Annotated in this window: 11 protein-coding genes and 1 pseudogene; 7 read left to right on the top strand and 5 right to left on the bottom strand. The window is 65.4% G+C overall.

Features of this window, described 5'->3' with window-relative positions; translation table 11 throughout:
* Positions 1-289: 289 nt before the first annotated feature.
* The 3 genes from xseA to QCE63_RS12320 all read left to right on the top strand — a co-directional run bounded on the left by xseA (position 290) and on the right by QCE63_RS12320 (position 2,959).
* The gene (gene xseA, locus QCE63_RS12330) at positions 290-1,657 is read left to right on the top strand and encodes an exodeoxyribonuclease VII large subunit (protein WP_309833153.1); all 1,368 of its coding nucleotides are present in this window, start codon (positions 290-292) and stop codon (positions 1,655-1,657) included.
* 210 nt (positions 1,658-1,867) lie between these two features.
* Positions 1,868-2,449 (top strand): superoxide dismutase [Fe], encoded by a 582-nt coding sequence (gene sodB / locus QCE63_RS12325; protein ID WP_309833152.1) that lies wholly within the window; start codon positions 1,868-1,870, stop codon positions 2,447-2,449.
* Positions 2,450-2,806: 357 nt separating this feature from the next.
* Entirely contained in the window at positions 2,807-2,959 is a 153-nt protein-coding gene (locus QCE63_RS12320; RefSeq protein WP_309833151.1) for a hypothetical protein, read from the top strand.
* A 56-nt stretch (positions 2,960-3,015) separates the two neighbouring features.
* Here QCE63_RS12320 and QCE63_RS12315 read toward each other — a convergent pair whose 3' ends face one another.
* The 3 genes from QCE63_RS12315 to QCE63_RS12305 all read right to left on the bottom strand — a co-directional run bounded on the left by QCE63_RS12315 (position 3,016) and on the right by QCE63_RS12305 (position 6,709).
* A complete protein-coding gene (locus tag QCE63_RS12315; protein ID WP_309833150.1) occupies positions 3,016-4,290 on the bottom strand; it encodes an EAL domain-containing protein in 1,275 nt (424 codons plus the stop codon).
* Between the two features lie 232 nt (positions 4,291-4,522).
* The gene (gene mdtD, locus QCE63_RS12310; RefSeq protein WP_309833149.1) at positions 4,523-5,956 is read right to left on the bottom strand and encodes a multidrug transporter subunit MdtD; all 1,434 of its coding nucleotides are present in this window, start codon (positions 5,954-5,956) and stop codon (positions 4,523-4,525) included.
* 6 nt (positions 5,957-5,962) lie between these two features.
* Positions 5,963-6,709, bottom strand: coding sequence for a GntR family transcriptional regulator (locus tag QCE63_RS12305; protein WP_309833147.1), 747 nt, complete (start codon positions 6,707-6,709; stop codon positions 5,963-5,965).
* 146 nt (positions 6,710-6,855) lie between these two features.
* Between QCE63_RS12305 and QCE63_RS12300 the strand changes: the two genes are divergently transcribed.
* Positions 6,856-7,170 carry an addiction module antidote protein gene (locus QCE63_RS12300; protein ID WP_309833145.1) on the top strand — a complete coding sequence of 105 codons (315 nt, stop codon included), beginning with the start codon at positions 6,856-6,858 and terminating at the stop codon, positions 7,168-7,170.
* Positions 7,171-7,201: 31 nt separating this feature from the next.
* Here the strand turns inward: QCE63_RS12300 and QCE63_RS12295 are convergent, their stop codons facing one another.
* Positions 7,202-8,422 (bottom strand): MFS transporter, encoded by a 1,221-nt coding sequence (locus tag QCE63_RS12295; protein ID WP_309833143.1) that lies wholly within the window; start codon positions 8,420-8,422, stop codon positions 7,202-7,204.
* A 334-nt stretch (positions 8,423-8,756) separates the two neighbouring features.
* Here QCE63_RS12295 and xdhA point away from each other — a divergent pair, with 334 nt between their 5' ends.
* The 3 genes and pseudogenes from xdhA to xdhC all read left to right on the top strand — a co-directional run bounded on the left by xdhA (position 8,757) and on the right by xdhC (position 13,170).
* The gene (gene xdhA, locus QCE63_RS12290) at positions 8,757-10,280 is read left to right on the top strand and encodes a xanthine dehydrogenase small subunit (RefSeq protein ID WP_309833142.1); all 1,524 of its coding nucleotides are present in this window, start codon (positions 8,757-8,759) and stop codon (positions 10,278-10,280) included.
* 15 nt (positions 10,281-10,295) lie between these two features.
* The gene (xdhB, locus tag QCE63_RS12285) at positions 10,296-12,659 is read left to right on the top strand and encodes a xanthine dehydrogenase molybdopterin binding subunit (RefSeq protein WP_309833141.1); all 2,364 of its coding nucleotides are present in this window, start codon (positions 10,296-10,298) and stop codon (positions 12,657-12,659) included.
* Positions 12,656-13,170 (top strand): annotated as a pseudogene (xdhC, locus tag QCE63_RS12280) (xanthine dehydrogenase accessory protein XdhC). Before xdhB ends, xdhC begins: the two are co-directional and overlap by 4 nt.
* 9 nt (positions 13,171-13,179) lie before the next feature.
* Here the strand turns inward: xdhC and QCE63_RS12275 are convergent.
* Positions 13,180-14,124, bottom strand: a complete 945-nt coding sequence (locus tag QCE63_RS12275; RefSeq protein WP_309833139.1) for an AraC family transcriptional regulator — start codon at positions 14,122-14,124, stop codon at positions 13,180-13,182.
* Between the last annotated feature and the right edge of the window lie 17 nt (positions 14,125-14,141).

Genomic DNA, 14,141 nt, shown 5'->3' with positions numbered 1-14,141 from the left:
CCTCCGGGCCGGCGCATCGCGCGCCTGTGGATAACTCTGTGAAGAACTTCCGGAGTCGGGAGCCAAATGCCGCGTCAGGAAAGAGTTGCTTCGGAGAAGACAGTGTTCATATCAATCTATTTTTGCAAAATCAATGAGTTAGGACGAATCCTAAAGCCTTGAAGCGCGCGCGCCGCCGCGGCCGGTAAGTCTTTCTGTGTGGACACTTGCTACACTGCCGTACCTCGCCGAACGGTTCCTGTCCCTTGGGCCAATCAGCCGTAGCGGCTCGTCTCTTTCCGGTTCAGCCATGACTCCTGATTCCCTGCCGCAGCCAGGCGGCGAAGCCGTCATTCCCGTTTCCGCGCTCAATCGCGCGATCAGTTCGATGCTCGAGCGGACCTTTCCCCTCGTCTGGGTGTCGGGCGAGGTGTCGAATTTCACGCGGGCGGCGAGCGGCCACTGGTATTTCTCGATCAAGGACGCGGGCGCGCAGATGCGCTGCGTGATGTTCCGCGGCCGCGCGCAATACGCCGAGTTCACGCCGCGCGAAGGCGACCGCATCGAGGTGCGCGCGCTCGTCACGATGTACGAGCCGCGCGGCGAATTGCAACTGAATGTCGAGGCGGTGCGCCGTACCGGACAGGGGCGGCTCTACGAAGCGTTCCTGCGGCTCAAGGCGCAACTTGAAGGCGAAGGTCTGTTCGCGGCGGAGCGCAAGCGCGCGCTGCCGTCGCATCCGCGCGGCATCGGCATCGTGACGTCGTTGCAGGCGGCAGCGCTGCGCGACGTGCTCACGACGCTTGCGCGGCGCGCGCCGCACGTGCCGGTCGTGGTGTATCCGGCGCCGGTGCAGGGCGCGGGCGTCAGCGCGAAGCTCGCCGCGATGGTCGAAGCCGCCAATGCGCGGCGCGAGGTGGACGTGCTGATCGTGTGTCGCGGCGGCGGGTCGATCGAGGATCTGTGGGCCTTCAACGAGGAAGTGCTCGCGCGCGCGATCGCGGAGAGCGCGCTGCCGGTGGTGAGCGGCGTCGGACACGAGACGGATTTCACCATCGCCGATTTCGCCGCCGATGTCCGCGCCCCGACGCCCACGGCCGCCGCCGAACTCGTGAGTCCGCAACGCGTGCTGCTGTTGCGCGAACTCGATCATCGTCATGCGGCGCTCGCGCGCGGTTTCGGCCGCGCGATGGAACGCCGCGCCCAGCAACTCGACTGGCTGGCGCGCCGGCTCGTCAGTCCGGCCGAGCGGCTGGCGCGGCAGCGTGAGCATGTGCGGCAACTGTCCGGCCGTCTGGTATCGGCGGGCGCGCGGCCCGTGCGCGATGCGCGCGCGCACTTCGCGCTGGTTCATTACCGCTGGCAGCGGAAACGGCCGGACGTGGCGGCGGCGCGCGAGCAGGTATCGAGGCTCGCGCAGCGCCTGCAACGCGCCAGCGAGCGCCGTGCGGAGCGCGAGCGTGCGTGTGTGTCGGAACTGGCGGCGCGCCTGCAGGTGCTCAGTCCGCAGCGCACGCTGGAGCGCGGTTATGCGGCCTTGATCGATGCACAGACGGGACGCGCGCTGCGTGCGCCGAACGCATTGAAGCCGAAGCGCCCTCTGACGGTGCATCTGGCGGAAGGATCGGCGGATGTGTTGCTCGCCGATGTCCAGCCGCGTCTGTCAGATGAATTCTGACGCCTGAAAAATGGCGTGTTCAGGCGTACATTGAAGGGCGCTGTGTCGCCTGTCGAAGCACTTTTTACGCCGTCGAAGGCGATTGGAAATCAATCTTACTCATAAAGGGCACACGGTTTGCTGGGTTATCTCAACTCGCCTACAATCCATTGCTCCACTGCCTCACTCCCCCGCAAACATACATTCCACATAGAAAGGAAGGCTCGCATCATGGAACATACGCTCCCGCCGCTGCCGTTCGAAAAGAACGCGCTCGCTCCGCACATGTCGGAAGAAACGCTCGAGTATCACTATGGCAAGCATCACCAGACCTATGTGACCAACCTGAACAAGCTGATCCCGGGTACCGAATTCGAGAACCTGTCGCTTGAAGAAATCGTGAAGAAGTCGTCGGGCGGCGTGTTCAACAACTCCGCTCAAGTCTGGAACCACACGTTCTTCTGGAACAGCCTGTCGCCGAAGGGCGGCGGCGCCCCCACCGGCGCGCTGGCTGACGCGATCAACGCGAAGTACGGCTCGTTCGACAAGTTCAAGGAAGAGTTCGCCAAGGTTGCCACCGGCACGTTCGGCTCGGGCTGGACCTGGCTCGTGAAGAAGACTGACGGCAGCCTCGACATCGTTTCGACGAGCAATGCCGCCACGCCGCTCACGACGGACGCCAAGGCACTGCTGACCATCGATGTGTGGGAACACGCGTATTACATCGACTATCGCAATGCGCGTCCGAAGTTCATCGAGGCTTACTGGAACATCGTGAACTGGGACTTCGCCGCGAAGAATTTCGGCGCGTAAGTTTTGGGCTGAATGAAGCTTGTCGCGGCCTGCGGGCCGCTTCGGCAAGAGCCGCATCGGTTAAGTTCGGTGCGGCTTTTTTTGTTTTTGTAATTCGGACAATGTCACTTATGTGAGGCGGGGGGGCGAGCTCAAAAGACCAACGGCTGCCGAAGGGCAGCCGTTGTAGGCGGGACTCTCTATTCACCGTAAGGTGAAACACCCACTCCAGGCGGGACCCGGTTTCCCGAGCGGCGCTACGCTTTTCTCACCCGCTCCACGTAGTTTTAACGAATGTTTAGCAGACTGCACCGCCCCATCCGAGCGCGACAATTCCCAAAACCCTAAAATAGCGCTTTGGATCCCCGCACTACCGTCATGAAACGCCTCGCCGGCCTATGCCTTGCCGCTTGGTCCGCTGCCGCGCTGCTGTATTTCGGACGTCATTCCGTCGCGCTGATCGTGCTGTCCGGCGTGGTCATGCTGGCGGGATTCGATCTCGTCCGGCCCGAATCCGACCACCGTGCCTGATCCCGCATTCGAAAAAAAAGCTCCCGCTCCGTCAACCACGCAAAACGCGCAACGCGCTACCGCCGTCGCGGCACCGCTTCCCAGTTAATGTCGACACACAGCACCTGCAATCCATAAGGCGTCTGCGCCGCGATCGACGCCGTCACGCACAGATGCGCCTCGTTGATCGACAGATACGGCGCCGTCAACTGAACCCGTCCCGGCGCGCGCAGCGCCTCGATGAAATACGGACGTCGCTCCCAGCTGGCGCCCTCTGAATGCAGCAGCGGGCTGAAGCGTTTCGCGCGTTGCGACGTGCGCACGATCGGCACCACGTTATCGCCAATCTGCCGTCCGGCCTGATCGAGCAGGAAGCAGCGGGCGGTGTCGGCGAGTTGCAGCAGCTCACTCGTGGCAGCAACGAGCGTCTCACCCTCCATCAACTTCACCGCCGCCCGTTCGAGCCCGCTCACATACGGTTCGAGACGCGTGGCCTGGGCCCGGTCGCGCGCGCCGATGCGCTCGCGCGACGCCGCCGTCAACGCATCCATCACGCTCGCGGCAACCTGCGGATGCACGGCATCGACGCTCGGTTGCGCGAAATACGCGCCCTGCACGAAATCCACGTTGCACTCCAGCGCGATCAACGCATCGCGTTCGGTGGAGAGGCCGCCCATCAGCACCAACTGGCCGGACTCGTGCAGCAGCGAAACGAGCCGCGGCAGCACGCGCTCGATGTGCGAATGCTCGGTGGCCTGCTGCAGGATGCAGCGGTCGAGCGTCACGATGTCGGGCCGCAACTGCCACACGCGGTCGATGTTCGAATGCTTGACGCCAAAACCATCCAATGCGATCAGAAAGCCCGACTTGCGCAGCGAATCGATGATCTCGGTAAAGCGCGTCGTCTCCCCGCCGGCCTGCTCGGGCACCTCCAGCACCACGCGCTGCGGCGACAGGCCGATGTCCTTCAGCGCGGCGACCAGCGCGTCGCCATAGCTCATGTCCATCAGCGCGGCGGGATGCAGGCTCAGGAAGAGCCATTCGTCGTGGCTGTCGAACGCGTTGAAATTGCCGAGATGAAGGGATTCGGCGAGCCGTCCGAGTTCCAGCAGATCGCCGCGCCGCGCGGCCTGGGTGAAGACTTCATGCGACGGCACATGACGATGCGAGTCGTCGCGGGCGCGCAGCGAAGCGTGATAGCCGATGGCGCGCCGGTGCGACACCGAGAACACCGGCTGGAACACGCTGAAGACGGTGAATTCGCCGTATAGCACGGTGCGTCGCGAGCCGTCGTCGCCGGCGATGGGGCGCGGCGGCTGAAAGCGGGGAGGGTCGAGATCAACCATGCTCATGGTGTCGAGGCATCGGGGCAGGGAAACTGAACAGCGCTAGTTTACAGGAACGGCTTACCTCCGTTCGAGCAAAAAGCGTGCAAATTCAAGCGGCAAGCGGGTCCCGGAAAGCTTGCGACGGCACGCCCGCAATAATTCGTGTGCGGATACCCGGATCATGCCGCACACCCGGGAACGCGCGCCGCGCCGCTGTGCGCGCGGGCACCGGCGCGGTGCGCGGGTGCGCGGCGGGCTAGTTGGCTTCCGACGGATCAGGCTTGCGCGGCGCCGCGCGCACTTCGGGCGCCAGTTGGCCGAAGATCCATGCCGTCGCCGCCGTGATGACGCCGACGCACAGAAACGTCGCGTGAAACGCCGGCAGCGAGTTCGATGCGGTCACCTGCGGCAGCAGATTGGTGAAGGTCGCGAGGATCGCGCCGGCGACGGTCACGCCCAGGCTCATCGACAGCATCTGCACGAGCGAGAACAGGCTGTTGCCGCTGCTCGCGCCGCCCGTGCCGAGATCCTTCAGCGTGAGCGTGTTCATCGCCGTGAACTGCACCGAGTTGACGGCGCCGAACACCGCCAGCTGCACGAGCCGCAGCCACAGCGGCTGATGCGCGCTGGCGAGCGAGAAGCTCGCCATCATCAGCCCGACGAGCACGGTGTTCACCACCAGCACGCGCCGGTAGCCGCGCCGCTCGATCAGCCGCGTCACCAGGCGCTTGGACAGCATGCCGGCGGCCGCTACGGGCAGCATCATCATGCCGGCCTGGAACGCCGTGTAGCCGAGACTCACCTGCAGCAGCAGCGGGATCAGATACGGCATCGCGCCGCTGCCGATTCGCGCGAACAGATTGCCCAGCAGCCCGACGCTGAAGGTGTGGATCTTGAACAGATCGAGGGAGAAGATCGGCTGGGCGGCGCGCGTCGCGTGCAGGCCGTAGGCGACGAAGCAGCCGAACGACAGCACCAGCAGCACGATGACGATCGCGTGCTGCAAGCCGAGATCGGCGAGGCCGTCGAGCGAGATCGTGAGCGACACCATGCCGATCGCCAGCAGCAGGTAGCCCGCGAGATCGAACGGTGGGGTGGCCGGATTGCGGCTGTCCGGCATATACATATTGGTGGCGATGCAGCCGACGATGCCCACCGGCACGTTGATCAGGAAGATCCAGTGCCACGAGGCGATCTGCACCAGCCAGCCGCCGAGCGTCGGACCGATGAGCGGACCGATCAGCCCGGGAATCGCGACGAAAGCCAGCGCCGACAGATAGCGTTCGGCGGGAAACACGCGCAGCACCGCGAGGCGTCCGACCGGCAGCAGCATCGCGCCGCCGATGCCCTGCACGACGCGAAACGCCACCAGCGCCTGCAGCGACTGGGCCTTGGCGCACAGCAGGGAGCCGATGGTGAACACGAGGATCGCGCTGAAGAACACGCGCCGCGTGCCGAGCTTGTCAGCGAGCCAGCCGGAGACGGGGATCATCATCGCCATCGTGAGCGAATAGCCGATCACGACGCCCTGCATGCGCAGCGGCGCTTCGCCGAGGCTGCGGGCCATCGCGGGCAGCGCGGTGTTGACGATCGTCGAGTCCAGCGTCTGCATGAAGAAGCCCGTCGCGACGATCCACAGCATGACGGAAAGCGAGCGGTCGGTGGGCGTGCCTGTTGCGATATCGGTCATGGGCGCTTATTTGCGGAGTTCCGCGACGAAGTCGTAGTAGTCGTTGCGACAGTAGGTGTCGGTGAGTTCGATGGCCCGCTGGTCCGCCGTATAGCCCACGCGCGTGATGAGCAGCAGCGCGTCGTGCGGCGCGATGCCCATCTGCGCGGCGATCTCGTGGCTCGCGTTCACCGCGCGGAAGTGCTGGAGCGCGCGCACGATCGAGAGTCCGCGCGAGTCGAGATAGCTGTAGAGCGAATCGCCGATGGCCTGCGGCTCGGGAATGCAGGCGGCCGGAAAGGTGGAGTTTTCGACGGCCATCACGATGTCGTCGGCGAGACGCAGGCGCTTCAGGCGCGCCACCGCGGCGGCGGGCGAGAGGCCGAGCTGGATGACCTCTTCGCGATTGGCGGGCTCGATGCTGCGGGAGAGCCACTTGGAACTGGGGGTGAAGCCGCGCCGCCTGAGCATCTCCGAAAAGCTCGACAGGCGCGAGAGCGGGTCTTCATAGCGCGGCGTGATGAAACTGCCCGCGCCTTGCTCGCGCCGTATCAGCCCTTGCTCGACGAGCAGCGCGATGGCCTTGCGGGAGGTGATCCTCGATACGCCGAGTGCATCGGACAGGACGCGTTCGGAGGGCAGTGCTTCGCCCGCGTTCCAGCGATTGTCGTGGATGGCGCTGGCAAGCTTGCGGGCGAGCTGGAGGTAGAGCGGGGTGTCGCTGTCCGGGTCCGGGCGCAAGTCGCGCCAACGGTCTTCCGAGGTCGAGTTCATAAGCGGACGCAGAGGGGCCAAGCGGCGATTTTAAGACAAACCTTGAAGACGAAGGTCGCGCAGATTCTTATCCTGTCTGCGATCACGTGGTTCGGATTGGCTTTCGGCACGTCCTTCGGTTCACGCGATCCAGAATTCGCCTTCACATGGAGCAGGTAGTGACGCCAGGCAGGATCAGGACAAGACCGTGGGATTCCGCGGGTCATTTGCGTACCGAAGAAGACATCGCCGGGTACGTGGAGGCGTGTCTCCAGGAAGGCGGCGACGATCCGGCTTTCATCGCCCATGCTTCAGGCGTCGTTGCCCGCGCGCGCGGCATGGCACTGCTCGCGCGCGACACAGGCATCACCCGGGAAGGTCTCTACGAAGCTTTGTCGGAAGACGGCAATCCCAGCTTCGGAACCATCGTGAAGGTCGTCAGGGCGCTCGGATTGCAGCTTCATGTTTCCAGGATCGGCTGACCGCACGGCTTGCCGCCGATCCTGCAAGCCATCAAGCCGTCGCGGGTCCGCCCACGCCGCGTCCCGCGCGCACATACAGCGCCACGGAAAGCGCCACCGCCGCGGCTGCCGCCAGCGCCGCGAACAGGAACACCGAGCCGTAGCCGAATTCGCCCGCAACATATCCGGCGAGCGGCCCGGTCAGTCCGAGCGACAAATCCAGGAACACCGAATACGCCGACAATGCCGCCCCCCGGCTGGCCGGCGGCACGAGTCCGACCGCTTCCACGCCGAGCGCCGGAAACACGAGCGCAAAGCCGAAGCCCGTCAGCGCCGCGCCCGCGAGCGCGAAGGTCGGTTCCGCGGCGAGCCACAGCATCAGCAGGCCGGCGCACTCGAATGCGAACGAGACAATGGCCACCCGAAAGCCGCCGTAGGCCTTGATCGTGTTGGCGAACAGCAGGCGCGCGCCGATGAACATCGTGCCGAACACGGTGAGCGACAGCGCCGCGTTCGGCCAGTTGTGAGCCGCGTAGTACAGCGTGATGAAGGTGGCGATCGAACCGAAGCCCGCCGAACCCAGCGCCAGGCCCAGGCCATGCGGCAGCACGCGGAAGAACACGCTGCGATACGACATGCGCTCGCCATGCACGATAGGCACGCTGGCCATGCGCGTCGCGAGCCAGTAGCCGAAGCCGCCCAGCGCGATCACGATCACCCCGAGCACTGCGAACCCCAGCGCATGATCGATCGCCACGCCCAGCGGCGCGCCGATCGCCAGCGCGCCATACGTGGCGATGCCGTTCCACGAGATCACTTTCGCGTTGTTCGCCACGCCCACGCGCCCGATGCCCCACGTGATCGAGCCGGTGCCGACCCAGCTTTCGCCGAAGCCGAGCACGAGCCGCGCGATCACCAGCAGCACCAGGCTCGCCACATGCCATTGCGCCGCGAGCGCCGAGCCCAGCAGCAGCACGCCGCTCACGGCGCAGGCCGCGAGTCCGTACAGCACGGTTTTCTTGGGGCCGAGGGTGTCGGCGGTGCGGCCCGCGAGCGGCCGCGACATCAGCGTCGCGAGATACTGCACGCTGATCGCCGCGCCCGCCATTACCGAGCCGTAGCCGAGATCCGCATGTACAAACCCCGGCAGCACCGCCAGCGGAATGCCGATGGTCAGATAGCACAGGAACGTGTACAGCACGACCGGCAGGATGCGCAGCGTGACGGCGAAGTCGCCTTGCGACGCGGCGGCGGAGCGGGGCTCGGTGGACATAGGGAAATTGCGGGCTTGTATTTGGCGCGAAGCCGTGATTGTCACATATGTTGCGTCGCAGCGTCGCACGGCTTTTGTAACCAAGTGGGACAAATCGCCTGTTCGAACGGTCGGACGGCAACGCGCGAAGCCTTGTCGGACAAGGCTCGGACGGCATATCGGGACAGGAGTATGCCCACCATGCAATGTCACCTATGGGTTGTGGATATTGGCGGTGATAGCTTTTGAACCATCGAAGCGACAGGACCGGCCCAGCCAGCCATCCCTGTCGCGCATGCCACCGGCTGCGCACCCCGCGCAACCAGCAGAACAGCATCGAAGAGCCCACATCCCCATGAGCCAGCCGATCCGCTTCTATCACCGCAACGCGATCCAGGAAGTCAGCGACGCATCGACGACGCGCACCGTCCTGCAATACCTGCGCGAAGACGCGCGCTGCACCGGCACCAAGGAAGGCTGCGCGGAAGGCGACTGCGGCGCGTGCACCGTGGTCATCGGCGAGCCGGACGGCCAGGGCGGCGTCGCGTTCAAGGCCGTCAATTCGTGCGTGCAGTTCCTGCCGACGCTCGACGGCCGCGCGCTCTTCACCGTCGAAGACCTGCGCCAGCCCGACGGCACGCTGCATCCGGTACAGCGTGCGCTCGTGGACTGCCACGGCTCGCAATGCGGTTTCTGCACCCCGGGATTTGCCATGTCGATGTTCGCGCTCTATGAAAAACACGGTCATGCGACCACCGGCTGCCCGAGCGGCTGCGAGAAGTCGAAGCCTTCGCGCCAGGAAATCAGCGACGCGCTCACCGGCAATCTGTGCCGCTGCACGGGCTACCGGCCGATCATCGACGCCGCCGAGCAGATGTTCGATCACGCGCCGCTCGCGCCCGTCAACGTTCCGGCGCTCGCGCGTTCGCTCGACAGCCTCCGCCGCACCGACACTTTCCACTACGAACACGCGGGCCGCCGTTTCGACGCGCCGCGCACCGTCGAGGCGCTCGCCGCGCTCAAGGACAGCAATCCGAACGTGCGGATTCTCTCGGGCAGCACGGACGTCGGCCTGTGGGTGACGAAGCAACTGCGCGATCTCGGCGACATCGCGTATGTCGGGCAGATCGACGCGCTCAAGCGCCTGGAGACGACCGGCGAGTGGATCGAGATCGGCGCGGGCGTGTCGCTCGAACGCGCTTACGCGGAACTCGTCAAGACGTATCCGGAACTCGAGGAAACGCAACTGCGTTTCGCGTCGCTGCCGATCCGCAATGCCGGAACGCTCGGCGGCAACGTCGCCAACGGCTCGCCGATCGGCGATTCGATGCCGGGTCTCATCGCGCTGAACGCGCGCGTCGTGTTGCAGAGCGTGAACGGCACGCGCGAGATGGCGCTCGAAGATCTCTACATTGCGTATCAGAAGAAGGACATGGCGGCAAACGAGTTCGTCGCGGCCATCCGCGTGCCGACCCGCACGGGCCAGCATGCGAAGCGCCAGTTCCGCGCCTACAAGCTCTCGAAGCGCTTCGACTCCGACATCTCCGCCGTCTACGCCGCGTTCTCGTTCATCGCCGATGGCGAATTCATCCGCGAGCCGCGTCTGGCCTATGGCGGCATGGCCGCGACGCCGAAGCGCGCCGCCCATGCCGAAGCCATTCTCGCCGATGCCCAATGGCACGAAGCCACCGTCCAGGCCGCGATGATTGCCTTGAGCAAGGACTATCAGCCGCTCACCGACATGCGCGCGAGCAGCGACTACCGTCTCGACACGGCCAAGAGCCTGCTGTATCGCTTCTGGCTGGAGACGCGTCCGAACGATCCGCTGGACAAGTCGAAGCTGGATGTGCGTGCCATCGAACTGGTCGAAGCGAAGTAAGAAGGGGAGACGAACATGAATCAGCAAGCAGAAGCTTTCCTCGCCGAAGCCAAGTCGCTCGCGAACGAAGCGGACGATTTCAAGCAGGTCCACGTGTCGCGTCCGCATGAGTCGGCGCATCTGCACGTGAGCGGGCGCGCCAGCTACACCGACGACATTCCGATCGTCGCGGGCACGCTGCACGCGGCGCTCGGCACGAGCCCGAAGGCGCACGCGAAGATCGTGTCGATGAACTTCGACGCCGTGCGCGCGACGCCGGGCGTCGTCGCCGTCTTCACCGCCGACGACATTCCCGGCGTCAACGACTGCGGCCCGATCATCCACGACGATCCGGTGCTCGCGCAGGGCATCGTGCAGTTCGTCGGCCAGCCGATGTTCATCGTCGTCGCGACGTCGCACGACACGGCGCGTCTCGCTGCGCGCCGCGCGAAGATCGAGTTCGAGGATCTCGTGCCCGTGCTCACGCCCGCCGACGCGCGCAAAGCCGAATCCTACGTGCTGAATCCGCTGAAGCTCTCGCGTGGCGACGCCGCTGGCCGCATGGCGAAGGCCGCGCACCACGAACGCGGCGCGATGAAACTGGGCGGCCAGGAACAGTTCTATCTGGAAGGCCAGATCGCCTACGCCGTGCCGAAGGACGACGACGGCATGCACGTCTATTGCTCGACGCAGCACCCGACGGAAATGCAGCATCTCGTCGCTCACGTGCTCAACGTGCATTCGCACAACGTGCTGGTCGAATGCCGGCGCATGGGCGGCGGCTTCGGCGGCAAGGAATCGCAGTCGGGTATCTTCGCGTGCTGCGCGGCGCTGGCGGCGTGGAAGCTGCTGTGCCCGGTGAAGCTGCGCCCGGACCGCGACGACGACATGATGATCACCGGCAAGCGCCACGACTTCATCTATGACTTCGAAGTCGGTTACGACGACGACGGCAAGATCGAAGGCGTGGCCGTCGACATGACGTCGCGCTGCGGCTTTTCCGCCGACCTGTCCGGCCCCGTGATGACGCGCGCCGTGTGCCACTTCGACAACGCCTACTGGCTGTCGGACGTGAAGATCGAAGGCTATTGCGGCAAGACCAACACGCAGTCGAACACCGCGTTCCGCGGCTTCGGCGGGCCGCAGGGCGCGTTCGCGATCGAATACATCATGGATAACGTCGCGCGCGCGGTCGGCCGCGATTCGCTCGACGTGCGCCGCGCGAATTTCTACGGCAAGACGGACAACAACCAGACGCCGTACGGCCAGACGGTGGAAGACAACGTCATCCACGAACTGATCGCCGAACTGGAAGAGACGAGCGACTATCGTCGCCGCCGCGAAGCCATCAACGCCTTCAACGCCAGCAACGAGATCCTGAAGAAGGGCATGGCGCTGACGCCGGTGAAGTTCGGCATCGCGTTCAACGTGACGCACTTCAACCAGGCGGGCGCGCTGGTTCACATCTATACCGACGGCTCCATGCTCGTGAATCACGGCGGCACGGAAATGGGCCAGGGGCTGAACACGAAGGTCGCACAGGTGGTCGCGCACGAACTGGGCGTGAACTTCGAACGCGTGCGCGTCACGGCGACCGACACGAGCAAAGTGGCCAATACGTCGGCGACGGCGGCCTCCACCGGTACCGATTTGAACGGCAAGGCCGCGCAGGACGCCGCGCGCCAGTTGCGCGAGCGGCTCGCGAAGTTCGCGGCCGAGAAGTTCGGCGGCGGCACGGTGACGGCGGACGAAGTGCGCTTCGCGAACGACCGCGTGATCGTCGGCGCCGATGCGATTCCGTTCGGCGAAGTCGTGCAGAAGGCGTATCTCGCGCGCGTCCAGCTGTGGTCCGACGGCTTCTACGCCACGCCCAAACTCTATTGGGATCAGGCGACCATGCAGGGCCGGCCGTTTTTCTATTACTCGTACGGCGCGGCGGTGTCGGAAGTGGTGATCGACACGCTCACCGGCGAGATGCGCGTGCTGCGCGCGGACGCGCTGCACGACGTGGGCGCGTCGCTCAATCCGGCGCTCGACAAGGGCCAGGTGGAAGGCGCGTTCGTGCAAGGCATGGGCTGGCTGACCACGGAAGAACTGTGGTGGAACGAGCAGGGCAAGCTGATGACCCATGCGCCGTCCACCTACAAGATTCCGACGACGAATGACACGCCCGCGGACTTCCGCGTCGAGCTGTTCAACAATAGCAACGTCGAGGACAGCATTCACCGTTCGAAGGCGGTCGGCGAGCCGCCGCTGCTGCTGCCGTTCTCGGTGTTCTTCGCGATCCGCGACGCCGTCTCGGCAGTCGGCGATCACACGGTGAATCCGCCGCTCAACGCGCCTGCGACGGCCGAGGAGATCCTCAAGGCGGTCAATGCCGTGAGGAGCGCACGCTCATGATGCACGTCGTCCTGTTCGGCGCGGGCCATGTGGGTCACGCGCTCGTGAAAGTGCTCGGCACCTTGCCATGTGTCGTGCAATGGGTGGATGCGCGCGACGAACTGTTCCCCGACGAAGTCCCGGCCAACGTGCAGGTCGAAGCCACCGACCTGCCCGATGCCATCGTCGACGAAGCGCCCGCCGGCGCCTACTTCATCGTGATGACGCACGATCACGCGCTCGATTTCTCGCTCACGCAGCGCATCATGCGGCGCGACGACTTCGCGTATTTCGGGTTGATCGGTTCGAAGACCAAGCGCGTGAAGTTCGAACGCCGTCTGCTGGAGCGCGGCGTCGCGGCGTCGCGGCGGACCGGCTGGCGGAGATCACCTGTCCGATCGGCGTGGAAGGCATCGTCGACAAGGCGCCCGGTTCGATCGCGCTGGCGGTCACCGCGCAACTGCTGCGCGTGCGCGAGATGACCGCGCGCTACGGCGCCGATGCCTGGAAGACTGTCCGCGCCACCGCGTGACGCGCGCGTTCAGGTAATGGCGTTGGCCTGCCGGAACCGTCCCGGCGCCACGCCGTACAGCTCCTTGAAGCGCTTGCTGAAGGCCGCCTCCGATTGATATCCGACATCCGCCGCCACGTCGGCGATGCTCTTGCGGGTGCGCGTCAGCATCGTGCTCGCGAGCTGCATGCGGACGTGGCTCAGCAGCGCGAGCGGTGAGCTCTCCGAATGCGCGGAGAAGGCGCGCATGAAGGTGGCGCGCGACATCGCCGCTTCCCGGGCCAGCATTTCGAGGGTCCACGGCTCGGCGGGACGCTCCAGCATCGCGATGATCGATGCACCCAGCCGCCGGTTCGAGAGCAGTCCGAGCACGCCCGCGAGCGACGGCTGACTGGCCAGCCATGCGCGCAGCACCATCGTGAAGAGGGCGGTGGAGAGTGCCGTGACGATCGACGGCGCGCCCAGTTGCGCATCCTCGGCTTCGCGCCGCATGGTCTGGACAAGCGGATCGAGATAGGGCGCGGACGTGCGCGAGAACGACACATGCACGACGTCCGGCAGGACATCGACGAGCAGGGCGCGCGGCGCGTACAGGAAGCGGCCGCACAGCAGGTCGACCACCGGATCGCGCTCGCTGCAATTGCTCTTCACAATCACCGCGCCGTTGTCGCGCTTCTCCACGTCCGCCTGAACTTTCGCCTGCACTTCCGCCCGAACCGCGCCGGCATTGCGCGCCTCGATGCTCAGCACGTGCGCATCGCCGCGCGGCAGCACGAAGATATCGCCGGCGGCGAGTTCGAGCGGTGCATGACCCGGACGCAGGACCGTGCACGCGCCGTCCAGCACGACGTGATAGACCGCTTCGCCTGCCGGCGCGGGCGCGTGATCGAGTTCGAGCGGTCCGCTCAGCAGGCAGCGCAGATCGAGCGCGCCGGACAGATTCGCCAGCTGGATCAGTTTGTCGAGAGCATCCATGGGAGCGTCGGGGTCGG

The sequence above is a fragment of the Caballeronia sp. LZ065 genome, assembly GCF_031450975.1.
Lineage (GTDB): Bacteria > Pseudomonadota > Gammaproteobacteria > Burkholderiales > Burkholderiaceae > Caballeronia.
The sequence above is the reverse complement of the archived record's forward strand: the minus strand, read 5'-3'. Positions and strand labels throughout refer to the sequence as shown.

Excerpts from the sequence above, each read along its gene's own strand:
- xseA (WP_309833153.1), top strand. The coding sequence starts at position 290 with ATGACTCCTGATTCCCTGCCGCAGCCAGGCGGCGAAGCCGTCATTCCC.
- sodB (WP_309833152.1), top strand. The coding sequence starts at position 1,868 with ATGGAACATACGCTCCCGCCGCTGCCGTTCGAAAAGAACGCGCTCGCT.
- QCE63_RS12320 (WP_309833151.1), top strand. The coding sequence starts at position 2,807 with ATGAAACGCCTCGCCGGCCTATGCCTTGCCGCTTGGTCCGCTGCCGCG.
- QCE63_RS12315 (WP_309833150.1), bottom strand. The coding sequence starts at position 4,290 with ATGAGCATGGTTGATCTCGACCCTCCCCGCTTTCAGCCGCCGCGCCCC.
- mdtD (WP_309833149.1), bottom strand. The coding sequence starts at position 5,956 with ATGACCGATATCGCAACAGGCACGCCCACCGACCGCTCGCTTTCCGTC.
- QCE63_RS12305 (WP_309833147.1), bottom strand. The coding sequence starts at position 6,709 with ATGAACTCGACCTCGGAAGACCGTTGGCGCGACTTGCGCCCGGACCCG.
- QCE63_RS12300 (WP_309833145.1), top strand. The coding sequence starts at position 6,856 with ATGGAGCAGGTAGTGACGCCAGGCAGGATCAGGACAAGACCGTGGGAT.
- QCE63_RS12295 (WP_309833143.1), bottom strand. The coding sequence starts at position 8,422 with ATGTCCACCGAGCCCCGCTCCGCCGCCGCGTCGCAAGGCGACTTCGCC.
- xdhA (WP_309833142.1), top strand. The coding sequence starts at position 8,757 with ATGAGCCAGCCGATCCGCTTCTATCACCGCAACGCGATCCAGGAAGTC.
- xdhB (WP_309833141.1), top strand. The coding sequence starts at position 10,296 with ATGAATCAGCAAGCAGAAGCTTTCCTCGCCGAAGCCAAGTCGCTCGCG.
- QCE63_RS12275 (WP_309833139.1), bottom strand. The coding sequence starts at position 14,124 with ATGGATGCTCTCGACAAACTGATCCAGCTGGCGAATCTGTCCGGCGCG.